We start from the raw sequence: 17732 nt of genomic DNA, 5'->3' as shown, positions 1-17732 counted from the left end.
ACAAGGCTATGATCAGCTATTCTAGGGACGTATTGATAGCAAATCATGCCGAAATCAAAGCAAAAATCCCAGAAAAAGAAAAAAACAAATCAGAAAAATAGAAAAACAAAAAAGCAGAAAAAACAAGAGGTTCCTACTCTTACCCTCAAAGAACGTTTAGCCCAAAAACGCAAAGCAGCACAGGCACGTCAAGAACTTATTAATACACTAACTCCCGCCATTGGTGGGGGTTTATTCATTGGTTTTATTCTTTTTTTAGCAGCTGGAATTAAGGCGGCTGTCCCGGCTGTAATGGGAATAATAGTTATGTCCCTTGCCTACAAATATCCCCGCCAAGCTTTGTTTGCCTTTATTTTTTATGTGCCGTTTGGCGGAACTATCACCTACTACATCGGCAATAGTCCCGTATTACAATTGGCGAAAGACGCTTTCTATGTTCCTGCTTTAATTGCAGTTTGGCAGAATTGCCGCAAACAGAAACTACCGATAATTATTCCTGAAGGAATTAAAACCCCACTATATATTCTATTAGGCTTGTGCATAATCACACTGTTATTTATAAATGGTGGACAGCAGTTCAACCCGCCTCCTGTAGGACTCTTTAAACAAGCACCCAAAGAATTCCCTCTTGGTATGGGAATTTTGGGCTTAAAAGTATTTTTAGGCTATGTACCTCTGATTGCTTGTGTTTATTATTTGATTCGTAATAAGCGGGATTTTCTATTTATTTCACGCTTACAAATTGTTTTAATTCTTGTTTCCTGTGTACTAGGATTTATTCAATATTTATTATTATTAACTGGCATATGTGAAGGTACAAGAAATGCGGAAGGTGCTGCTTTATTTAAAGCTTCATTGGAAGCACGATGTTTTTTTGGCGGTTCACTAGTTTATAGCCCTAGTCAAGGAATGATTCGCTTGCCAGGAACATTTGTTGCACCTTGGCAATGGGCATGGTTTCTCATTTCTAGCACATTTTTCACTTTTGCAACTGGCTTTAGTGACCCTTCGATTATTTGGCGGATTATCAGTTTAGCTTCAATGGCATCTGTATTTATTAATGCAGTTATCTCTGGACAAAGAATAGCTTTAGCTTTAGTGCCAGTCTGTTTTGTAATGTTACTTGTACTGACTGGTCAAATTGCTAATTTGAAAAAGTTTATTCCTATATTTGGAGGACTAGCCCTACTTTTGGGAATTGCAATAGTGAGTAATCCCACCGTTGTCCAAGAGAGAACAGACAGTTTTATAGCCCGTTGGAATGCTTCTCCTCCCTATGAATTTATAGTTCAACAATTTGAAGAGAATTGGAAAAGTGTAGATAGCCCATTCGGAAGTGGTTTAGGTCGTGCTACTAACTCCGCCCGTGCAATGGGTCCCACTAAATTAGTAGAAACCTATTATCCGAAAGTTCTTTACGAAGTAGGAATATTTGGGTTATTAGGATTCATAGTTTTAGTCACTACCTTAACAATTATTTGTTTCCGGCAGTATCGATTGGTAAAAAACCGTAATTTCCGCAGTTACGGTGCTGCTATGTGGGTGTTTATATTGTTTATTAGTTACAACACTTATTACTATCCTCTGGATGTTGATCCAGTTGCTGTTTATTATTGGTTTGCTGCTGGCATTCTTTTAAAATTGCCGACTATAGACAAAATGGAAAGACTGCAACAAGCACAAGCCGAAGGGGAGACAGGGAAAAAGGTGATGGGGTGTAGACGCGCTCTGCGCGGCTTCCCGTAGGGTAGGGGTGATGGGGGGAGTAGAGAAATTATTATCAACCACCAACCACTAACTACTAACCAATAACTACTAACAAATGACAAATAACTATTAATATGAATTTACCTTTTATTTCTGTAATTATTCCAACTTATGGTCGTGAAGAACCACTGCGAGACAGTATCATCGACCTATTGAAACAAGACTACTCAAATTTTGAAGTTTTAGTAGTAGATCAAACTCCAAAACACGAACCAGAAATTGAAGCTTTTTTATCAGAACAAGCAACAGCAGGAAAAATTCAATGGTTTCGTTTAAATTGGGCTAGCTTACCAGGGGCGCGCAATTATGCAGTGCGACGCGCGAAAGGAGAGATAATTTTATTTATTGATGATGATGTCAAGTTAAATTCTGGATTTTTAACAGCTCATGCCAAAAATTATTTAGATAAACCAGAAATAGGGGCTGTTGCTGGACGAGTTTTTGACAGAATGAAAATAGCTGATACAGCCCAAGGAAGAACACAGGGAGATACACCTTACAAGAGTATCGAATATTTACCTCCCCAAGCAATGGATCCTGGTATTGCTTGGTATTATATAGATTTAGTACATACAGTCAAACCCCAAGAAGTTCTGACAGCAAGGGGTTGTAATATGTCATTTCGCCGCGAAATTTTTACCAAGCACGGACTGAATTTTGATGAGAGATTTTGCGGTAGTGCAGTTCGAGAAGAATCCGATTTTTGTTTGCGGTTGCGGCGAACAGGCTATAAGATTTGGTACGACCCAGAAGCTAGTTTAGTGCATTTAGGGGAAGAAACAGGTGGCTGTCATGATATTAGTATGCGATCGCTCAAATATCAACTCACCTTCTATCACAATCATTTCTTGCTGGGTTTGAAAAATCTTACTGCGAGTCAAGCTTTACGTCTTTACGCCCGTTTGTTTGATTGTCACGTCTTAGGACGTCCCCCTTGTCACAAAAGTGGTTCACCCATCAAAGTTTTCACGCGCGCCATTTTCTACACATTAGGTTTTGCGAAAGCTTTAGGAACAATCATCCAATCTCTATGGAATGATGGACAAATTTACACTCATCTAGATAAACAAGTTGAGAGTGTTTAAATTGTTGTTGGTTGGTCATTATTGAGTAAAAAAAATCATTAATACATAGCAAATTCTCTACACAAATACTCTGCATTTCAATTACCTATTATCATAATTTATGAAAATTTTAGTCGCTAGCCATACTTATATCGTAGACCTTAACTGTGAAAAATTACGCGTTTTATCCCAGTTAGAACCCAACATTGAAGTAACTGTTGTAGTGCCAAAAAAGTGGCAACCTGGGGGAGTGCAAAACAAAATTATCGAACCACAATATCAAGAAGAAGGTAAATTTCGCATCATACCTGTTTCTAATTTTAGTCAAAATCATCAGGGATTACTGACTTTTGGGACAGAATTAATATCTTTGTTACAACAGTTTCGTCCCCAAATCATTCAAGTAGAGCAAGCTTCGAGAAGTCTTGCTTATGCTCAAATGATTACCTTAAATAAATTATTAGGCTTGAAAGCAAAAAACTTATTTTTTACCTGGTGGAACTTACCATACGCATTAAAATTTCCAGCTGCTTTATTAGAAAAATATAATCTACAAAACACCCACGGGATTATTTCTGGCAATCAAGACGGTGCTGAAATTTTACGTCAACGTGGATACCAAGGTCCTATTAAAGTCATGCCTCAATTAGGTATAGATGAACGTGTATTTTACCCTCAACCCCAACCAGAATTAGCCAAACAACTAGGTATTCAACCAGAGGAATTTATTGTTGGTTTCGTGGGGCGATTTGTCAAAGAAAAAGGCTTGTTAACCCTGATAGATGCTTTAACTCTTCTACCAAAAGATAAACCTTGGAAATTACTGCTACTGGGACGGGGAGAATTGCGAACAGAGTTAATGAATAAAGCCGCAGAAAATAAAATTCACGACAGAATAATCATCGTAGAAAGCGTCCCCCATGATCAAGTTTGTAGATATATCAACTTAATGAATACCCTAGTACTACCATCAGAAACAACATACAAATTTAAAACATTAACCGCCATAGGTTGGAAAGAACAATTCGGTCATGTATTAATCGAAGCAATGGCTTGTCAAGTACCTGTCATTGGTTCTGATTCTGGTGAAATTCCTCACGTAATTGGTGATGCTGGTTTAGTATTCCCTGAAGGAAATGCCCAAGCCCTTGCTAATTGTATCCTCCAACTAATAGAAAAGCCAAACTTTGCCCAAAACTTAGGTGAAATGGGCTACCAAAAAACAATAGCACAATATACAAACAAAGCTTTAGCAAAACAACAACTAGAGTTTTATCAAAAATTATTTATTAGTCAAAAACAATAACATAAAACCACACGAAAAATCTATCTGTGGTCATCTGTGTTTATCTGTGTGCATCGGTGGTCGAATAATAAAAATATATTTTCTCAGCCTCAATTCATATTTAAACGTAAATTTAACAATCAATTATTCTGACTAATAAAAAAAATATAACTTATGCATATTCTACAAATAGTCCCTTCCATTTCCTTAATTTACGGTGGGCCTAGTCAAATGGTACTTGGATTAGCCCCGGCGTTAACCAAAGAAGGTGTAAAAGTAACTGTGATCACAACCGATAGTAACGGTGATAACGGTCAAAAACCTCTAGATGTCACCTTAAATGTCCCTATTCAAAAAGATGGTTATGAAATAATTTATTTTCGTTGCGCCCCTTTTCGCCGCTACAAATTTTCTCTTGATTTATGCAACTGGTTAAATCGCCACGCCCAAGAGTTTCATATAGCCCATATTCACGCACTATTTTCTCCTATTAGTAGTGCTGCTGCGGCAATTTGTCGTCAACGACAGCTGCCTTATATTTTGCGTCCTCTAGGTACTCTTGATCCAGCCGATTTAAGAAAGAAAAGATACTTGAAACAAATGTATGCTGCCATATTAGAACGTGCCAATATAGCTAATGCTGCTGCACTTCATTTCACTAGTATTCAGGAAGCGAAAATTTCAGAAAGATTTGGAGTAGCGACACGGGATTTGGTGATTCCCTTGGGTGTTATTCCTCCTAAGAAAAATGAGGAAAATTTGATACGAAAGCAATTTGGTATTGCTGCTAATGTACCATTGGTTTTGTTTATGTCACGAATTGATCCAAAAAAGGGTCTGAGTTTATTAATTCCAGCTTTGGAAAACCTTCTAGCTGAAGGGTTAAATTTTCACTTTGTTTTAGCTGGAACTAATCCCCAAGATCCAGGTTATGAGCAAAAAATCAAATCACAGATAGCTAATTCTGGCTTGCGATCGCACACTTCAATTACTGGTTTTGTCACTGGCGAATTCAAATCTAGTCTACTGCAAGCAGCCGATTTATTTGTCTTGCCTTCATACTACGAAAATTTTGGTATCGCTGTTGCTGAAGCAATGGTAGCAGGAACACCTGTAGTAATTTCAGATCAAGTACATATTTGCCAACAAGTCCAGGAAAGTCAGTCAGGATGGGTAACTACAACAGATGTGCTAGCACTCACTGATTCACTACGTACCGCTTTGCAAAACCCTGCGGAATGTCAACGCCGGGGGTTAAATGGGAAAGAGTATGCATTGCACAACTATAGTTGGGATGCGATCGCTCGTCAAACCATCCAAGCATACAAGCAAATTTTAGTTAGTGGTTAGTGGTTAGTGGTTCGATTTTTGTTACTAGTTATCATATATAAACGAAGGACGACTGTCACTTTCCTCGACAGGCCAATCATCATTTTCGCCGCCGATGTAAACTTCATCAATGGTGACGTATTCTACACCCAGCTGTTGGAGGGCGTTAATGAGAATATCCAAGGCGATCGCATCTGAAGTTCCCAAGTCAAACCAGCAACGTCCCCATTGACCCTGATACTCAAACTCGCCTTTGTTGTGCATCAGTGCTAACAAAGTTCTATCATACGCATCAGAGTCATAGTTCATATAGCTAAGATCTAACCCTGTTTCCTGTACCTGGAGATTTTCAGCATTAAATGCGCCCAGTTTACCCATGTAAAACCAGGAATCAAAAAGTTCTTCGACATACTCCTTTTCACGTTGTGAAGGTACAGTACTGAACTTCAGCCAAATCCACAAATCAAAAGGATTAAATTCACGAAACTGTATTTCCATTACTTACAATTGCTTAACAGAATCTTACTCAAAGCTACCAAACTAAATTATAGGTGAGTCAGGCAAGAAAACTCAGATAGAGAAAAGTTCGTAGTAAGCGCTTTAGGGCTTAAAATTTTAAGGACTAAAGTCCTTACTACAAACCAATCAAAATTAATAGCACAGTCCACTATCTTTGAGCGCGAGCAATATCCTGTGCAGCTTTGCGGCGTTCACGTTCAATTTGTTTTACTAAACCTGCTGGTAGTTGAGATTTCTTCGCTAGTGCTTGGTCAAAATTTATTACCGCTTCCTGTAAAAGTTCTTGATTTTTCTCTTTTCCTGCCATTCCCCGCAAAATTTGGGCTTTCAGGTAATATACCTCTGGATTATTAGATGTCGCCTTTAAAGCCCGATTTACATACTCCAGTGCTTGGTTGTACTGTTTTAAATCTCGATACCCATAGGCAATACCCCGATCCGCTAAGTACTCAGGTGCAGCATTTTTGTCCAAGCGTTCAATTGCCTGTTTGGGATTGGCAAAAGGCAAATTCACAGCTAGCATCAAATCCATGTAACCCTTGAGTAAATTGAGTTCCGGATCGTTGGCAGAAATTGCCTGTGCTTTATCTAAATACTTGTAAACTTCTTGTAACTTACTTAATGCCTGTGTAGCACCGTTAACAGTACCTTGACGGCGAACTAGTGCTGCTCCCTCTAAGAAATGACCAACGGCAGTGTAAATATTACCACGCAAGGGGTCGCTAGCAATTAACTTTTGTCCTATTTCTAAAGTTTTTTTGCTGTAAGTATCTAGTGTTGTCCAATCTTTGTTGGTGTATGCTAGCGATGCCTTCATTGCATAGGCTAAAGGTTCATTAGGTTCGCTGATTAATGCCTGTTGTAGGTAAGCTTCTGCTGCTTTGTAGTCTCCCTGTTGGAAAATAGCTTTAAAAGCTGCTTCAGTTTTGTCACCTATATTACGTGCTTCTTTTGTCCGAAAAGGATCGGCAGCAACAGAAGGATTAACCCATACATTCAGAAATAAAGTCGCTGCAAGACTAACTTGGACAAAGGTTTCAAGCTTAGCAGCTCGAATTGCTTGCACAGATGGAAACCATTTACTCATTGTTGTGTTTCCTTCAGAATGATTACTGTTGAAATTGTTTTATATGTTACTTAGAATCCAAAAAGATAAACGAAGACTAGTGGGTATTTCCGAAAAAAACTTTGTATACAGTTTGACTGCCTTGATGTTAGCAGGTTCCCATATTTTGTTTTAGCTGTTGTTCCAAAATAAGTTTGCCACAATAAAAACAATTAGGAGCGATCGTTTCTGTTGCTCTTAGAATTTAAAGAAAAGCAGAATATCTTATAGCTGCTAAATATTTACTATGTAAGCATAGCTAATGTCCTGTTAACTTTTTCGGGACTTAGCAGATGCGAGCGTGTGTAGTTAATAGATATGTCCTAACTCTTTTTGGTAGTCTTAACAAATGCTCTATCTCAGAAATGTAGTTTACCACCCCACAGCTTGTCCAACAGCAATTCTCAAATCAATTAATCTGGATTTGGCACCCCAGCAGTTGGGTTTGATTATTGGACCAAGTGGTTCTGGAAAAAGTACGCTACTCGAAATTTTATCCGGCCTAGCTGAACCTACATCCGGCTCTGTTGCTTGGCACGAACAAACCCTGACTGCCGAAGAGTTACAACAATTAGCGGGTTTAGTATTTCAGTTTCCCGAACGGCATTTTTGCGGGGGTACGATTCTAGAAGAATTACGCTTAGGACATCCAGAGTTAGGAACACAAAGAGTTAAACAAGCGTTGCAAGAGGTGGGATTAGAGCATTTATCATTGGCTACATCACCCCAGGCTTTAAGTGGAGGTCAGCAGCGACGTTTAGCCCTAGCTGTGCAATTAATTCGTCAACCACACTTATTATTACTTGATGAACCTACCGCCGGCTTGGATTGGTCAATGCGTCGGCAATTAGTCAATTTATTAGCAAAACTTAAACAAGATTGGACACTATTGGTAGTAACTCACGATGCAGGAGATATGCTAGCAGTCGCCGACCGTTGCTGGAGTATCAAACATGGTGAACTAGAAGTAATTGACCCTTTGACACTCACAAGCAAGGTTAAAGAACCCCTTTCGGTGGTGTGATTGGTGATCGGGGAGATGGGGTAATGGGGAGGTGTGAGGAGTAAACAACTAACCACTAACAACTAACCACTAACAAATGACCATTGACTATTGACTAAATGATTCTAAATTGCCTGGTACTGAGTACTGCTTCTCCATGATCTGGTATCCAGGCTATCCACTCATCTTGGGAAATTGAACACAGCAGTAGTGCTTCATCAAAGCTGTAGGGGTTAAGTAGTTCCAAAAGTCTCACCCAGGTATTAGGTTGAAATAAATGCTAAAGCGATCGCTAACTTTGCTGCTTGATTGTTCACGCTTGTTTCTCCGATTTTTAGACACCAGCAATATTGCTGGTGTCATAATTTTTACCTCAAATCGTAACCAAATAAATTCGGATCAACTTCTCCCAGTTGCAAATCTGCTAAACCATACTCCGCCCAGCGCCTTTCCACCATCCCCGCTATTTCTGGATCTGATTCCAAGGGTGCGCCCCATTCGTGTTCGGTTTCTGGTGGTATCTTTGTGGTAGCATCAATACCCATGCGTCCGCCCAAACCTATTTTTTCACTGGCAAAATCCAAGCTGTCAAAGGGTGTATTGGCTAGAATAAATACATCCCGTGTGGGATCTACTTTAGAACTAATTGCCCAGACGACTTGACGCGGATCTCTAATATTGATATTTTTATCCACCACAATCACAAATTTGGTGTAAGTAAACTGTGGTAACGCACTCCAAAACGCCAATGCTGCCCGTCGTGCTTGCCCAGGATAGGCTTTATCTATAGATATAATGGCTGCTTTGTAACTCAAAGCTTCCATTGGCAAGAAGAAATCGACTATTTCCGCAACTTGTTGGCGCAGAATCGGAGTATAAATCCGATTAAGAGCGATCGCCATCATCGCTTCTTCTTTGGGTGGACGTCCACTAAATGTAGTTAAATAAATTGGGTTTTTACGATGTGTCATACACTGGAAGCGAATCAAGGGCGAATCTTCTACACCGCCGTAATAACCCATGTGATCGCCAAAAGGCCCGTCTGGTAAAACTTCCCCTGGAGTAATCGTCCCTTCTAAGACTATTTCCGAATCGGCAGGAACTTCCAAATCTACAGTTTTACACTTTGCCAACTGCACACCAGAACCACCGTAAAGTCCAGCAAACAACCATTCAGATAAATCTACCGGAATTGGTGTGGCTGCTGCCATGATAATTAGAGGATCAACACCGAGTGCGATCGCGATTTCTAATTTCTTCCCACGTTCGGCTGCTTTGCGTAAATGTCTCGCCCCACCCCGCACCGATAACCAGTGAACGGTCATTGAGTTGTGAGATTGTAGTTGTAAGCGATACACGCCAACATTGGGTATACCCGTTTCGCAATCCTTGGTAATCACCAATCCCAGAGTAATGATCTTCCCAGCATCAGCTGGATAAGGACGTATTAAAGGTAACTTATTCAAATCTAAATCTTCCCCTTGCAGCACCACTTGCTGACAAGTGGGGAAAAAATCTCTTCCTGGTTTCGCCTTAAGTACGTCAAACAGCACTTTACCAAAATCAATCGCTTGGGAAATCTTTTTGGGCGGCTTGGGTTGTTGTAGCATCGCCAATTTTTTCCCCAATTCTTCTAACTCCTGGGGATGCTGCATATTCATCGCCCAGCATATCCTTTCTACCGTCCCCATCAGATTAATCGCTACAGGTATAGATGAACCTTTGACATTTTCAAACAATAACGCTGGGCCGCCCTTTTGTAACATGCGGTTGGAAATTTCCGCAATTTCTAAATCTGGATCTACTGGCGCTGTAATTCGCTGTAGTTGTCCTTTTTGTTCCAGAAGTTTGATAAATTCCCGTAAATCTCTTGCCATTGTGTTAGAAAATTTTTAAGAACTATGAAGCGCTTTTTATATTATCTGTTATTTCTCTTACCTCACCCCTAGTCCCTGGTTGATCGCACGAAAAATTTTAGTGTTTTGGTGATAAAAAATACATCTTGAACCACTAAGACACTAAGGCACTAAGAAAATTCCTTACTTTTTAGTCTGTTATAAAATGAGGATATTATGGTCAATGGCTTGGAGGCATTAAGTAATGTCTAAGATTACTCCAGCAGCCTTAGGGATGACTTCGCATTAGTAACAATTATTTGCTACCCTTCTAAAACTTTGTCACAAACTCTCAAGGGTGAAGGTAACACAACGCCTCCAATAAGGAGGTTTTATTTTGACATTTAAAATAAAGCCCCCTTGCTTAAGGGGGATTGATATAAAATCCTATATGATTAGTGAGAATTCTAAAGCCGATATCGCCGGGTTATCTAAGAATTTGGGGATATTAATAACTCAGGATTTATCTGTAATCCTGTCGTTGAATTTGCCGTAAACGCGCAGCATCACGCATGCCATATTCAGGGCGACAAAAACGATTTAATTGTGCTTCAAAAAATTCTCGATTTGCTTGTAAGTGTTTGGGATTTGGATCATCTAATGGATATAAGAGTGCAGTCCGTAAAGCTTGAATTACCGCAGAAGTAACGTTGTACATTGACCGTTGGAAACTAATTCCCAACTGAATCAACATATCGTCCTCACCACGACAGTGTTGTTTGTAATAATCCACAAGATATTGGGGTAAGAAATGCAACATATCTTGCATTAAAAGTGTTGGTGGAATGCCCGCAGTCCCTACAGGAAATACATCGGCATATAAAATACCGTAGTGGAAATCTTCTTGCTTATCAGGGATTTGTCTGGCTTGGGCATTGTAAGATTTTGTACCTCGGAAAGGAGAAGTACGATAGAAAACAGCTTCTACATAAGGTAATGCTGCCTCATAAAGCCAGGTAAAGCCCTTAGACTTAGGGATAATTTCGTAACATTCTCCCCGAATGTAAACATGATGGTAAATGGGACGACCTGCGATCGCAAAAATTCCATTGACCAAAAAATTCATGGCATCGGGGACGCCTTTAAATCCCCCTTCATCATAGATGTCCGACATTTCAAAGAAAACTGGAGCCATGACTTCCCAGAACAAGCCCAGGTTGGCATAATAAGACATTTGGCGGCACTGTTCCAAAAACATATCTGGAAACAGTTTATAGAGTCCTAACATTACAGGGTTGCCTTGGAAGTACGCCTTAATAGCGCGATCGGCATTGGCTTTGTACTCTTCACTGTCGAGATAGGCATCAAATTGATTTACTGGTGCGTACATATGACGATGCCAAAGCATTGCCCGCATACACTCTTCGGCAAATTCCATATTTATGCGGTCATGAAACCAATGATGAAGCAATTTTGGCATTTTAAAGGTTTCACCCTTTTCCATAAATGCCAAAAGTTCTGGATGGGCTGTTGCTTCACCACGCCAAATTCGCAAATCAGCATCGTCACCAGCATAATGATTATGCCGCTCTAAGTACTCCTGAGAAATGAAGTATTTAAAGAAGGGAAAGGGATCTAAAAAAACTTGTTCGGCAATATAAAGTAAGTCACGCCAGTAGAAATCCATCGGCACTGCATAAGCCTTATAAATGCCGATAATTTGCATCAAATTTTCTGGCGTATCCGGTAACATTGAACCGCCAGCTTCTAAACGGTGAATTATTTCTGCAAATTCATGAGTAGAAGGCGGTAATTTAGTTGTAGGTTTATCTAGTGCTTTTACCATTTTTAGTTCTTTATTTCAGGGCTACTTGCTGAGTCACTGCTTTTTCGATGGGAGGAATGGTTGCAACCATTGCTGTTGTTGTTGGTTCAGCCCAACGCACCAACCAAGTGGGTTGTACTCCTAAGAACAAAATTAAGGCTGCCAAAACTAGGGCAGGCATTTTTTCGTGCCACAGGACTCGTGGGTAATAGGCAAGGTCGTTGTCGAGTTTACCAAAACAAGTACGGTTGAGAAGGATGACAAAGTAAACGGCGGTTAAGCCAGTGGCGACTACACATAATAGGGTAGGTAGGGGGAATACAGAGAAACTACCTTGGAAAACGATAAATTCAGAGATGAATCCTGTCATTCCAGGAATACCCGCGCTAGCCATACCGCCTAAAACTAATAAGGCGCTGGTTAGGGGTAAACCGCGTATAGGATTCATTAAGCCATTGAGGACATCCAACTCGCGGGTTCCCACCTTGGCTTCTACAACTCCGACTAGGTGGAAGAGAATGGCAAGAATAATACCGTGGCTAACCATTTGGGCAACAGCACCAACAAGGGCAAGGGGAGTACTAGCAGCAGCAGCCAGGAGAATGTAACCCATGTGACCGATGGAACTGTATGCCACCATGCGCTTGATGTCTTTTTGAGCGATCGCTGTTACTGCCCCATACATGGCACTGACTGCACCCCAAATTGCCAAACTTGGTGCGAGAGTACTCCAAGCATCGGGAAACAACGCCATACCAAACCGCAAAATTCCATAGGTTCCTAACTTCGCCAGCACACCACCAAGCAGAATGGCAATCGGTGCGGAAGCTTCAACGTAAGCATCTGGCAACCAGGTATGTAAAGGAACCAAGGGGATTTTAATTCCAAAACCGAGTATGATTCCTACCAACAGAATGATTTGTAATGTTGCTGATAGAGTTTGAGTAGAAAGGGCATCATAGTTAAAGCTAGAGGAACCTGTCACCCAGACAATACCCAAAAAGCTAGCCAGAATTAATGCACCGGAAACAGCAGTATAAATCAGGAACTTAATACCAGCATAAGCTCGTCTTTGACCACCCCAAATGCTAATTAGCAGATAAAAGGGTATTAATTCTAGTTCGTAAAACAGGAAGAATAGTAATAAATTCTGTGCTAAAAAAGCACCTGCTACTCCACCACTCACTAACAACACCAGCGAGTAGAAAAGCCGGGGACGTTCTGTTTGCTGACTACTGCTATAAATAGCAATCCAGGTGAGCAAACCATTTAAAATCAGCAGCAAAATCGAAAGTCCATCTACCCCAAGCTGATAGCTTAAACCAAGGGTTTCATTCCAAGGGAGATACTCTTGTAACTGCATCCCTGGATTGTTGATATCAAATTTGAGTAACAGAAAAAGATTCCACAACAGTACTATTCCAGAAGCAAACAATGCTCCTAAACGCACACGATTAGCAGAAATATTTCCAGGTAATAATGCGATGATCGCAGCTGCAAAAATCGGGAGCCAAATTAAAACACTGAGCATAATTTGGAATGGTAAATTGATATTGTTAAACTTCAATGCACTGTTAGCGAGACAACAACATCATGTCTAGGAACTGATTTCCCCAGTAGGGCCAAGTGACGAATATTCCTAAAACACCTACTCCTAACAGGACAGTGAAGGCATAAAATTGGGTTTGTCCAGAGGTACTATACTTAAGACTTTCACCACCACCAATAGAAGCTAAACCAACCAAGTTAACAATGCCATCAACTACAAAACGATCAACAATGTCGGCTAATTTAGAAATGAGGTCAACACTCAAAACAATACTCATCCGATAGAGTTTGGGAGTGTAGAAATCGTAGGCAATTAAATCTTGTAAACCTTTCCAAGGTAGGCGAATGGGTTTTGGCACATTGCCCAGATAAATTACAGCACTGATGCTGCAACCAAAAATACTTGACCAAATTAGCAGTAGTGCAACATCTTTATTTAATTCAGCCCAACTAGGTAGAAGTGATAAGCTTTGCAAAATTAAAGGTAAATGAAGAGTAAAGCTCATCAAAATCATCATCGGTAACACCATTTGCCAGCCAACTTCAGGCGAGCGCTCACTCATTTGCTTGGGTTTACCACCAAAAATGAGACAGAATTCCCTGGTCAAGCTAAAAGCTGTCAAAGCATTGACTGCTATTACTACCCCAATTAGCCAAGGTTTAGTTGTCCATAGTCCATCTGCTAATTTCAACAACGCCCAAAAGCTACCTAGAGGTGGAAAACCAATTAAACCCAAAATACCAACAATATAAGCTAAGCCGGAAACTGGACGACGTGACCATAGTCCACCCAACAAAGTAACATTTTGGGTGATACTGTTCCAGACAACAGCACCTGTACTCATCACCAGTAATGCTGCACTAAAAGCGTGGGTAAGTACCAACAACAGCGCCGCTTCGTCTTGCTGTGTACCTACAGCGATAAACACCAAACCCAAATAGGCACTCACAGAATAAGACAAACAGCGTTTAACATCAACTTGAGCGATCGCAATTAAGGAAGCACCTACCGCCGTGATTGCACCGATACCAACGATTGCACCAGAAACTATCGGCGACAAGCTAAAAACAGGTTGCAATTTGATCAGCACCCAAGCACCACTTGCAACTACTACTGAGTTACGCAAAATTGTACTGGGAACAGGCCCTTCCATTGCCTCATCCAACCACAGATGCAAAGGGAACTGGGCGCATTTACCCATTGGCCCTGCAATCAGTGCCAAACCAACCAGTGTGATTAGTGTTGGATTTGCATTAGCACTAGCTGCCCACTCCGCTAATTCTGTATAATTCCAAGTTCCCGATAAAGGCCATAGTCCCAGTACCCCCATCAACAGGAATAAGTCGCCTACCCGCTTAGTTAGAAACGCATCTCTCGCCCCAGTAACTACCAAAGGTTGGATAAACCATAACCCAACCAGCAAGTAAGTTCCGAGAGTCAGGATCTCCAGAATTACATAGCTAAAGAATAGGTTGTTGCACAAAGCCAGGGCACATAATCCCGCTTCAAACATTCCCAACAAAGAATAGAAACGTCCCCAACCCCAGTCCATTTCCATGTAGCCGATGGCATAAATCTGTGCTAGCAAATTTAAGCCACAAACTACGATCATTGCACCAACACTAATCGAGGAAATTTCTAAATCAATGGAGAGATTTAAACCCGCAGTACTCAACCAAGGTATAAATACTTGATACGCAGGCTGATTCCAAGTAGCAGGGAATGCTAAAGCAGAGTGAACAAACGCTAAAAATGTCATGATTAAATTGACATACCCCGCCGGTCTTGGCCCCGTACGCCGAATAATTCCCGGCGACCAAGGCACAGCTAAAAGCCCACCTATTAACGCATATAAAGGTACCAACCAAACCGTTTCAAGCAGGAACTGAGCCATTAACTCACCTCTAATTTGCAGCAAGACAAAATAGCAGTTGTCAAAATACAACCGTCACTTCCAGACAACGTTGCTATGGGAGTTTAAACAAATTTATATTTGCTTAATCTTGTTAAATATAGATTATCCTTATATCTCTCAAAATGGAATTAGTGATCTAGACAATTCGACGATAACTACTGTAATAAATTCTTATAACTTTTTTATCAAATAGTTACTATTGATTTAAATCTATATATCTTTATATTGCGTCTACTGCAAGTTTCTCCTCTGTTTTCACTTGCATACCTTGCGTCGTATAAATTTTCTTTGTGTCTTGGTGTCTTGGTGGTGAAATAAAAATTTTATATAACCACCAAGACACTGAGACACCAAGCAGATAATCGGTACAAAAACGGCATACACTTTTGGTGTAGAGCTAACAAAAGAAGTAGCCGTGGCTGGATTTTTATTTGTAACTGATTTAGATCATACTCTCGTAGGTGATGATCAAGCGCTGCTGCTATTAAATGAGCGCCTGCAAAGACATCGTGAAGAGTATGGTACAAAAATTGTTTATGCTACTGGGCGATCGCCTGTTCTATACCGTGAATTGCAAGAAGAAAAAAATCTTCTTGAACCAGATGCCCTGATTTTATCTGTAGGAACGGAAATATACTTGGATGGTAGCGACAGCCCAGACTCAACTTGGGCAGCAATACTTTCACAGGGTTGGGACAGGAATTTAGTGTTAAATCAAACAGCTAAATTTACTGAGTTAAAACCGCAACCAAGCACTGAGCAGCGTCCTTTCAAAGTAAGTTTTTTCTTAGAACAGGAGGCATCTGTGGCAGTTTTACCAAAATTAGAATCGGAGTTGCTCAAATCTAATTTAAATGTAAAGTTAATCTACAGTAGTGGTATAGACCTTGACATTGTACCTCGCAGGAGCGATAAAGGTCAGGCAGTACAGTTTCTTCGTCAAAAGTGGAAATTTGTAGCAGAGCAAACTGTTGTCTGTGGTGATTCTGGTAATGATATTGCTTTATTCGCAACAGGCAATGAACGAGGGATTATTGTGGGGAATGCTCGTCGGGAGTTACTCCAGTGGCACAATGAAAATCCCGCTAACCACCGCTACTTGGCACAAAATGCCTGTGCAGGTGGTATTTTGGAAGGCTTAAGATATTTCGGACTGATGGAATAATGATTAGTTATCTTAAAGGCATTGTTGCTGGCATTCAAAAACAGAGTGGAAATCGCCATGTTCTTACTCTCGAGGTCAATGGTATTGGTTACGATTTACAAATCCCAGGGCGGCTAGCACAGCAGCTACCAGAATCGGGAGGTGAAGTACAAGTATTTACCTATTACCAAATTCGGGAGGAAGTGCCGTTACTGTACGGTTTTGGTTCCCCAGCAGAAAGGGATGTATTTCGTCACTTGCTAAGTGTGAGTGGTATCGGTGCTGCTTTGGCGATCGCTTTATTAGATACTCTGGAACTTCCAGAGTTAGTCCAGACTATTATCACTGGTAATATTCAACTGTTGATTCAAGCGCCTGGCGTCGGCAAAAAAACCGCCGAACGCATTTGTTTAGAATTGAAAAGCAAATTAATCGAATGGCGCAAAACAGCAGGCTTCTTTGTCGCTACAGGCGGTCCAGCACCAGGAATTCTCGAAGAAGTGCAAATGGCTCTGCTTGCATTGGGGTATACTCCCACTGAAGTGAGTCACGCTTTGCATGTAGTTAGCGAAGATATTGGACTACCAAAAGATGCATACGTAGAAGAATGGCTCAGACAAGCGATCGCACATCTTAGTACCACTGAATGTAGTCATTAGTTATTTGTCAATGGTCAATAATTATTCCCTATTATTTAGTTGGTATTAGTTATAATTTCCCTATTTCTAAAAAATTTCAAAGTTCCAAATATTGGAAATGTTGCATACACCTTTTTTGCAATGCACTAGGAAGGAATCTTTTGTAAATTTGCAAAATTTTTTCTTGGCTTTGATTCGTACGTGGTAGTCTACCATAATTAATAAAGTTATATTTTTCATTAGGGTAAAAGTCGACAATATAATTGTGATTAATATAGCTATCTCTCGTATCTAAAGTATGAATTCTGACAGCGCCATCATTCATTGCCTGCATATGGAATTGATAAGTAAAGTCATGAGAATTTTTTTTCAAAAACTCTCCGACTTTTGCCGCAACTCTATCACCAAAACTTTCTCTATATAACTCCTGCAAAAGAAAGTTGTAAGGTGCCAAATTCCGTGCTTTGGAAAAGACGCATAACAGACTTTTCTTATCACCAGCATTGGGTACATGGCTCTTCATTAAAGGCCATACCTTATCTTGATAAGCAGTTTGGGCGACAATGTGTGCTGTTTTGTTATGCTCAACAGTAGTTGCTGTGACAACTTGTGAAGCTAAGATTGAAGTCCATAAGCTGACTAAAAGCCATTTGGGTAGGTTCATAATTTTTTAAAGATATCTTGCATCTAGCAAAAGAAGACAGTATCATCTAATGATTCATTATGCGTAAACTTTACTATATAAAATTAAATT

General features: G+C 40.3%; 15 protein-coding genes. 7 read left to right on the top strand and 8 right to left on the bottom strand.

Annotated features, from left to right (window positions below; translation table 11 throughout):
• The first annotated feature begins 45 nt into the window (after positions 1-45).
• The 4 genes from hpsL (at position 46) to hpsP (ending at position 5466) form a co-directional block, all read left to right on the top strand.
• Positions 46-1746 carry a hormogonium polysaccharide biosynthesis protein HpsL gene (gene hpsL, locus NIES592_RS16250; RefSeq protein WP_062245099.1) on the top strand — a complete coding sequence of 567 codons (1701 nt, stop codon included), beginning with the start codon at positions 46-48 and terminating at the stop codon, positions 1744-1746.
• A gap of 95 nt (positions 1747-1841) precedes the next feature.
• Positions 1842-2852 (top strand): hormogonium polysaccharide biosynthesis glycosyltransferase HpsN, encoded by a 1011-nt coding sequence (hpsN, locus tag NIES592_RS16245; protein ID WP_062245104.1) that lies wholly within the window; start codon positions 1842-1844, stop codon positions 2850-2852.
• 100 nt (positions 2853-2952) lie between these two features.
• Positions 2953-4137: a hormogonium polysaccharide biosynthesis glycosyltransferase HpsO gene (gene hpsO, locus NIES592_RS16240; protein WP_073556300.1), complete on the top strand. Its 1185-nt coding sequence runs from the start codon at positions 2953-2955 to the stop codon at positions 4135-4137.
• Positions 4138-4290: 153 nt separating this feature from the next.
• Positions 4291-5466: a hormogonium polysaccharide biosynthesis glycosyltransferase HpsP gene (gene hpsP, locus NIES592_RS16235; RefSeq protein ID WP_073556299.1), complete on the top strand. Its 1176-nt coding sequence runs from the start codon at positions 4291-4293 to the stop codon at positions 5464-5466.
• Between the two features lie 24 nt (positions 5467-5490).
• Here the strand turns inward: hpsP and NIES592_RS16230 are convergent, their stop codons facing one another.
• Positions 5491-5943: a DUF3531 family protein gene (locus tag NIES592_RS16230; protein ID WP_062245115.1), complete on the bottom strand. Its 453-nt coding sequence runs from the start codon at positions 5941-5943 to the stop codon at positions 5491-5493.
• A 169-nt stretch (positions 5944-6112) separates the two neighbouring features.
• On the bottom strand, positions 6113-7051 hold the full coding sequence (locus tag NIES592_RS16225; protein WP_073556298.1) for a Sll0314/Alr1548 family TPR repeat-containing protein: 939 nt from the start codon (positions 7049-7051) through the stop codon (positions 6113-6115).
• Positions 7052-7418: 367 nt separating this feature from the next.
• Here NIES592_RS16225 and NIES592_RS16220 point away from each other — a divergent pair, with 367 nt between their 5' ends.
• Positions 7419-8093 carry an ABC transporter ATP-binding protein gene (locus tag NIES592_RS16220; RefSeq protein WP_009457861.1) on the top strand — a complete coding sequence of 225 codons (675 nt, stop codon included), beginning with the start codon at positions 7419-7421 and terminating at the stop codon, positions 8091-8093.
• A 94-nt stretch (positions 8094-8187) separates the two neighbouring features.
• Here the strand turns inward: NIES592_RS16220 and NIES592_RS25950 are convergent, their stop codons facing one another.
• From NIES592_RS25950 to NIES592_RS16200, 5 genes are all read right to left on the bottom strand, one after another.
• Positions 8188-8319 (bottom strand): hypothetical protein, encoded by a 132-nt coding sequence (locus tag NIES592_RS25950; protein ID WP_256678152.1) that lies wholly within the window; start codon positions 8317-8319, stop codon positions 8188-8190.
• Positions 8320-8440: 121 nt separating this feature from the next.
• Entirely contained in the window at positions 8441-9949 is a 1509-nt protein-coding gene (locus tag NIES592_RS16215; RefSeq protein WP_073556297.1) for a UbiD family decarboxylase, read from the bottom strand.
• Between the two features lie 481 nt (positions 9950-10430).
• Positions 10431-11753, bottom strand: coding sequence for a CO2 hydration protein (locus NIES592_RS16210; protein WP_009457865.1), 1323 nt, complete (start codon positions 11751-11753; stop codon positions 10431-10433).
• Between the two features lie 10 nt (positions 11754-11763).
• A complete protein-coding gene (locus tag NIES592_RS16205; protein ID WP_073556296.1) occupies positions 11764-13263 on the bottom strand; it encodes an NADH-quinone oxidoreductase subunit M in 1500 nt (499 codons plus the stop codon).
• Between the two features lie 43 nt (positions 13264-13306).
• Positions 13307-15175, bottom strand: coding sequence for an NAD(P)H-quinone oxidoreductase subunit F (locus NIES592_RS16200; protein WP_073556295.1), 1869 nt, complete (start codon positions 15173-15175; stop codon positions 13307-13309).
• Positions 15176-15611: 436 nt separating this feature from the next.
• Here NIES592_RS16200 and NIES592_RS16195 point away from each other — a divergent pair, with 436 nt between their 5' ends.
• Positions 15612-16361, top strand: a complete 750-nt coding sequence (locus NIES592_RS16195; RefSeq protein WP_062245134.1) for a sucrose-phosphate phosphatase — start codon at positions 15612-15614, stop codon at positions 16359-16361.
• Positions 16361-16999 carry a Holliday junction branch migration protein RuvA gene (ruvA, locus tag NIES592_RS16190; protein WP_062245137.1) on the top strand — a complete coding sequence of 213 codons (639 nt, stop codon included), beginning with the start codon at positions 16361-16363 and terminating at the stop codon, positions 16997-16999. The genes NIES592_RS16195 and ruvA overlap by 1 nt, the downstream gene beginning before the upstream one ends.
• Before the next feature lie 76 nt (positions 17000-17075).
• Here the strand turns inward: ruvA and NIES592_RS16185 are convergent, their stop codons facing one another.
• A complete protein-coding gene (locus NIES592_RS16185) occupies positions 17076-17642 on the bottom strand; it encodes a hypothetical protein (protein ID WP_073556294.1) in 567 nt (188 codons plus the stop codon).
• Positions 17643-17732: the final 90 nt, after the last annotated feature.

This window comes from Fischerella major NIES-592, assembly GCF_001904645.1.
GTDB classification, from domain to species: Bacteria; Cyanobacteriota; Cyanobacteriia; order Cyanobacteriales; family Nostocaceae; genus Fischerella; species Fischerella thermalis.
This window is presented reverse-complemented; position numbering and strand designations above follow the sequence as displayed.

Coding starts and splice junctions, on each gene's coding strand:
- NIES592_RS16185 (WP_073556294.1), bottom strand. CDS start 17,642: ATGAACCTACCCAAATGGCTTTTAGTCAGCTTATGGACTTCAATCTTA.
- hpsN (WP_062245104.1), top strand. CDS start 1,842: ATGAATTTACCTTTTATTTCTGTAATTATTCCAACTTATGGTCGTGAA.
- hpsP (WP_073556299.1), top strand. CDS start 4,291: ATGCATATTCTACAAATAGTCCCTTCCATTTCCTTAATTTACGGTGGG.
- NIES592_RS16205 (WP_073556296.1), bottom strand. CDS start 13,263: ATGCTCAGTGTTTTAATTTGGCTCCCGATTTTTGCAGCTGCGATCATC.
- NIES592_RS16200 (WP_073556295.1), bottom strand. CDS start 15,175: ATGGCTCAGTTCCTGCTTGAAACGGTTTGGTTGGTACCTTTATATGCG.
- NIES592_RS16220 (WP_009457861.1), top strand. CDS start 7,419: ATGCTCTATCTCAGAAATGTAGTTTACCACCCCACAGCTTGTCCAACA.
- NIES592_RS16210 (WP_009457865.1), bottom strand. CDS start 11,753: ATGGTAAAAGCACTAGATAAACCTACAACTAAATTACCGCCTTCTACT.
- NIES592_RS16225 (WP_073556298.1), bottom strand. CDS start 7,051: ATGAGTAAATGGTTTCCATCTGTGCAAGCAATTCGAGCTGCTAAGCTT.
- NIES592_RS16230 (WP_062245115.1), bottom strand. CDS start 5,943: ATGGAAATACAGTTTCGTGAATTTAATCCTTTTGATTTGTGGATTTGG.
- ruvA (WP_062245137.1), top strand. CDS start 16,361: ATGATTAGTTATCTTAAAGGCATTGTTGCTGGCATTCAAAAACAGAGT.
- NIES592_RS16215 (WP_073556297.1), bottom strand. CDS start 9,949: ATGGCAAGAGATTTACGGGAATTTATCAAACTTCTGGAACAAAAAGGA.
- hpsO (WP_073556300.1), top strand. CDS start 2,953: ATGAAAATTTTAGTCGCTAGCCATACTTATATCGTAGACCTTAACTGT.
- hpsL (WP_062245099.1), top strand. CDS start 46: ATGCCGAAATCAAAGCAAAAATCCCAGAAAAAGAAAAAAACAAATCAG.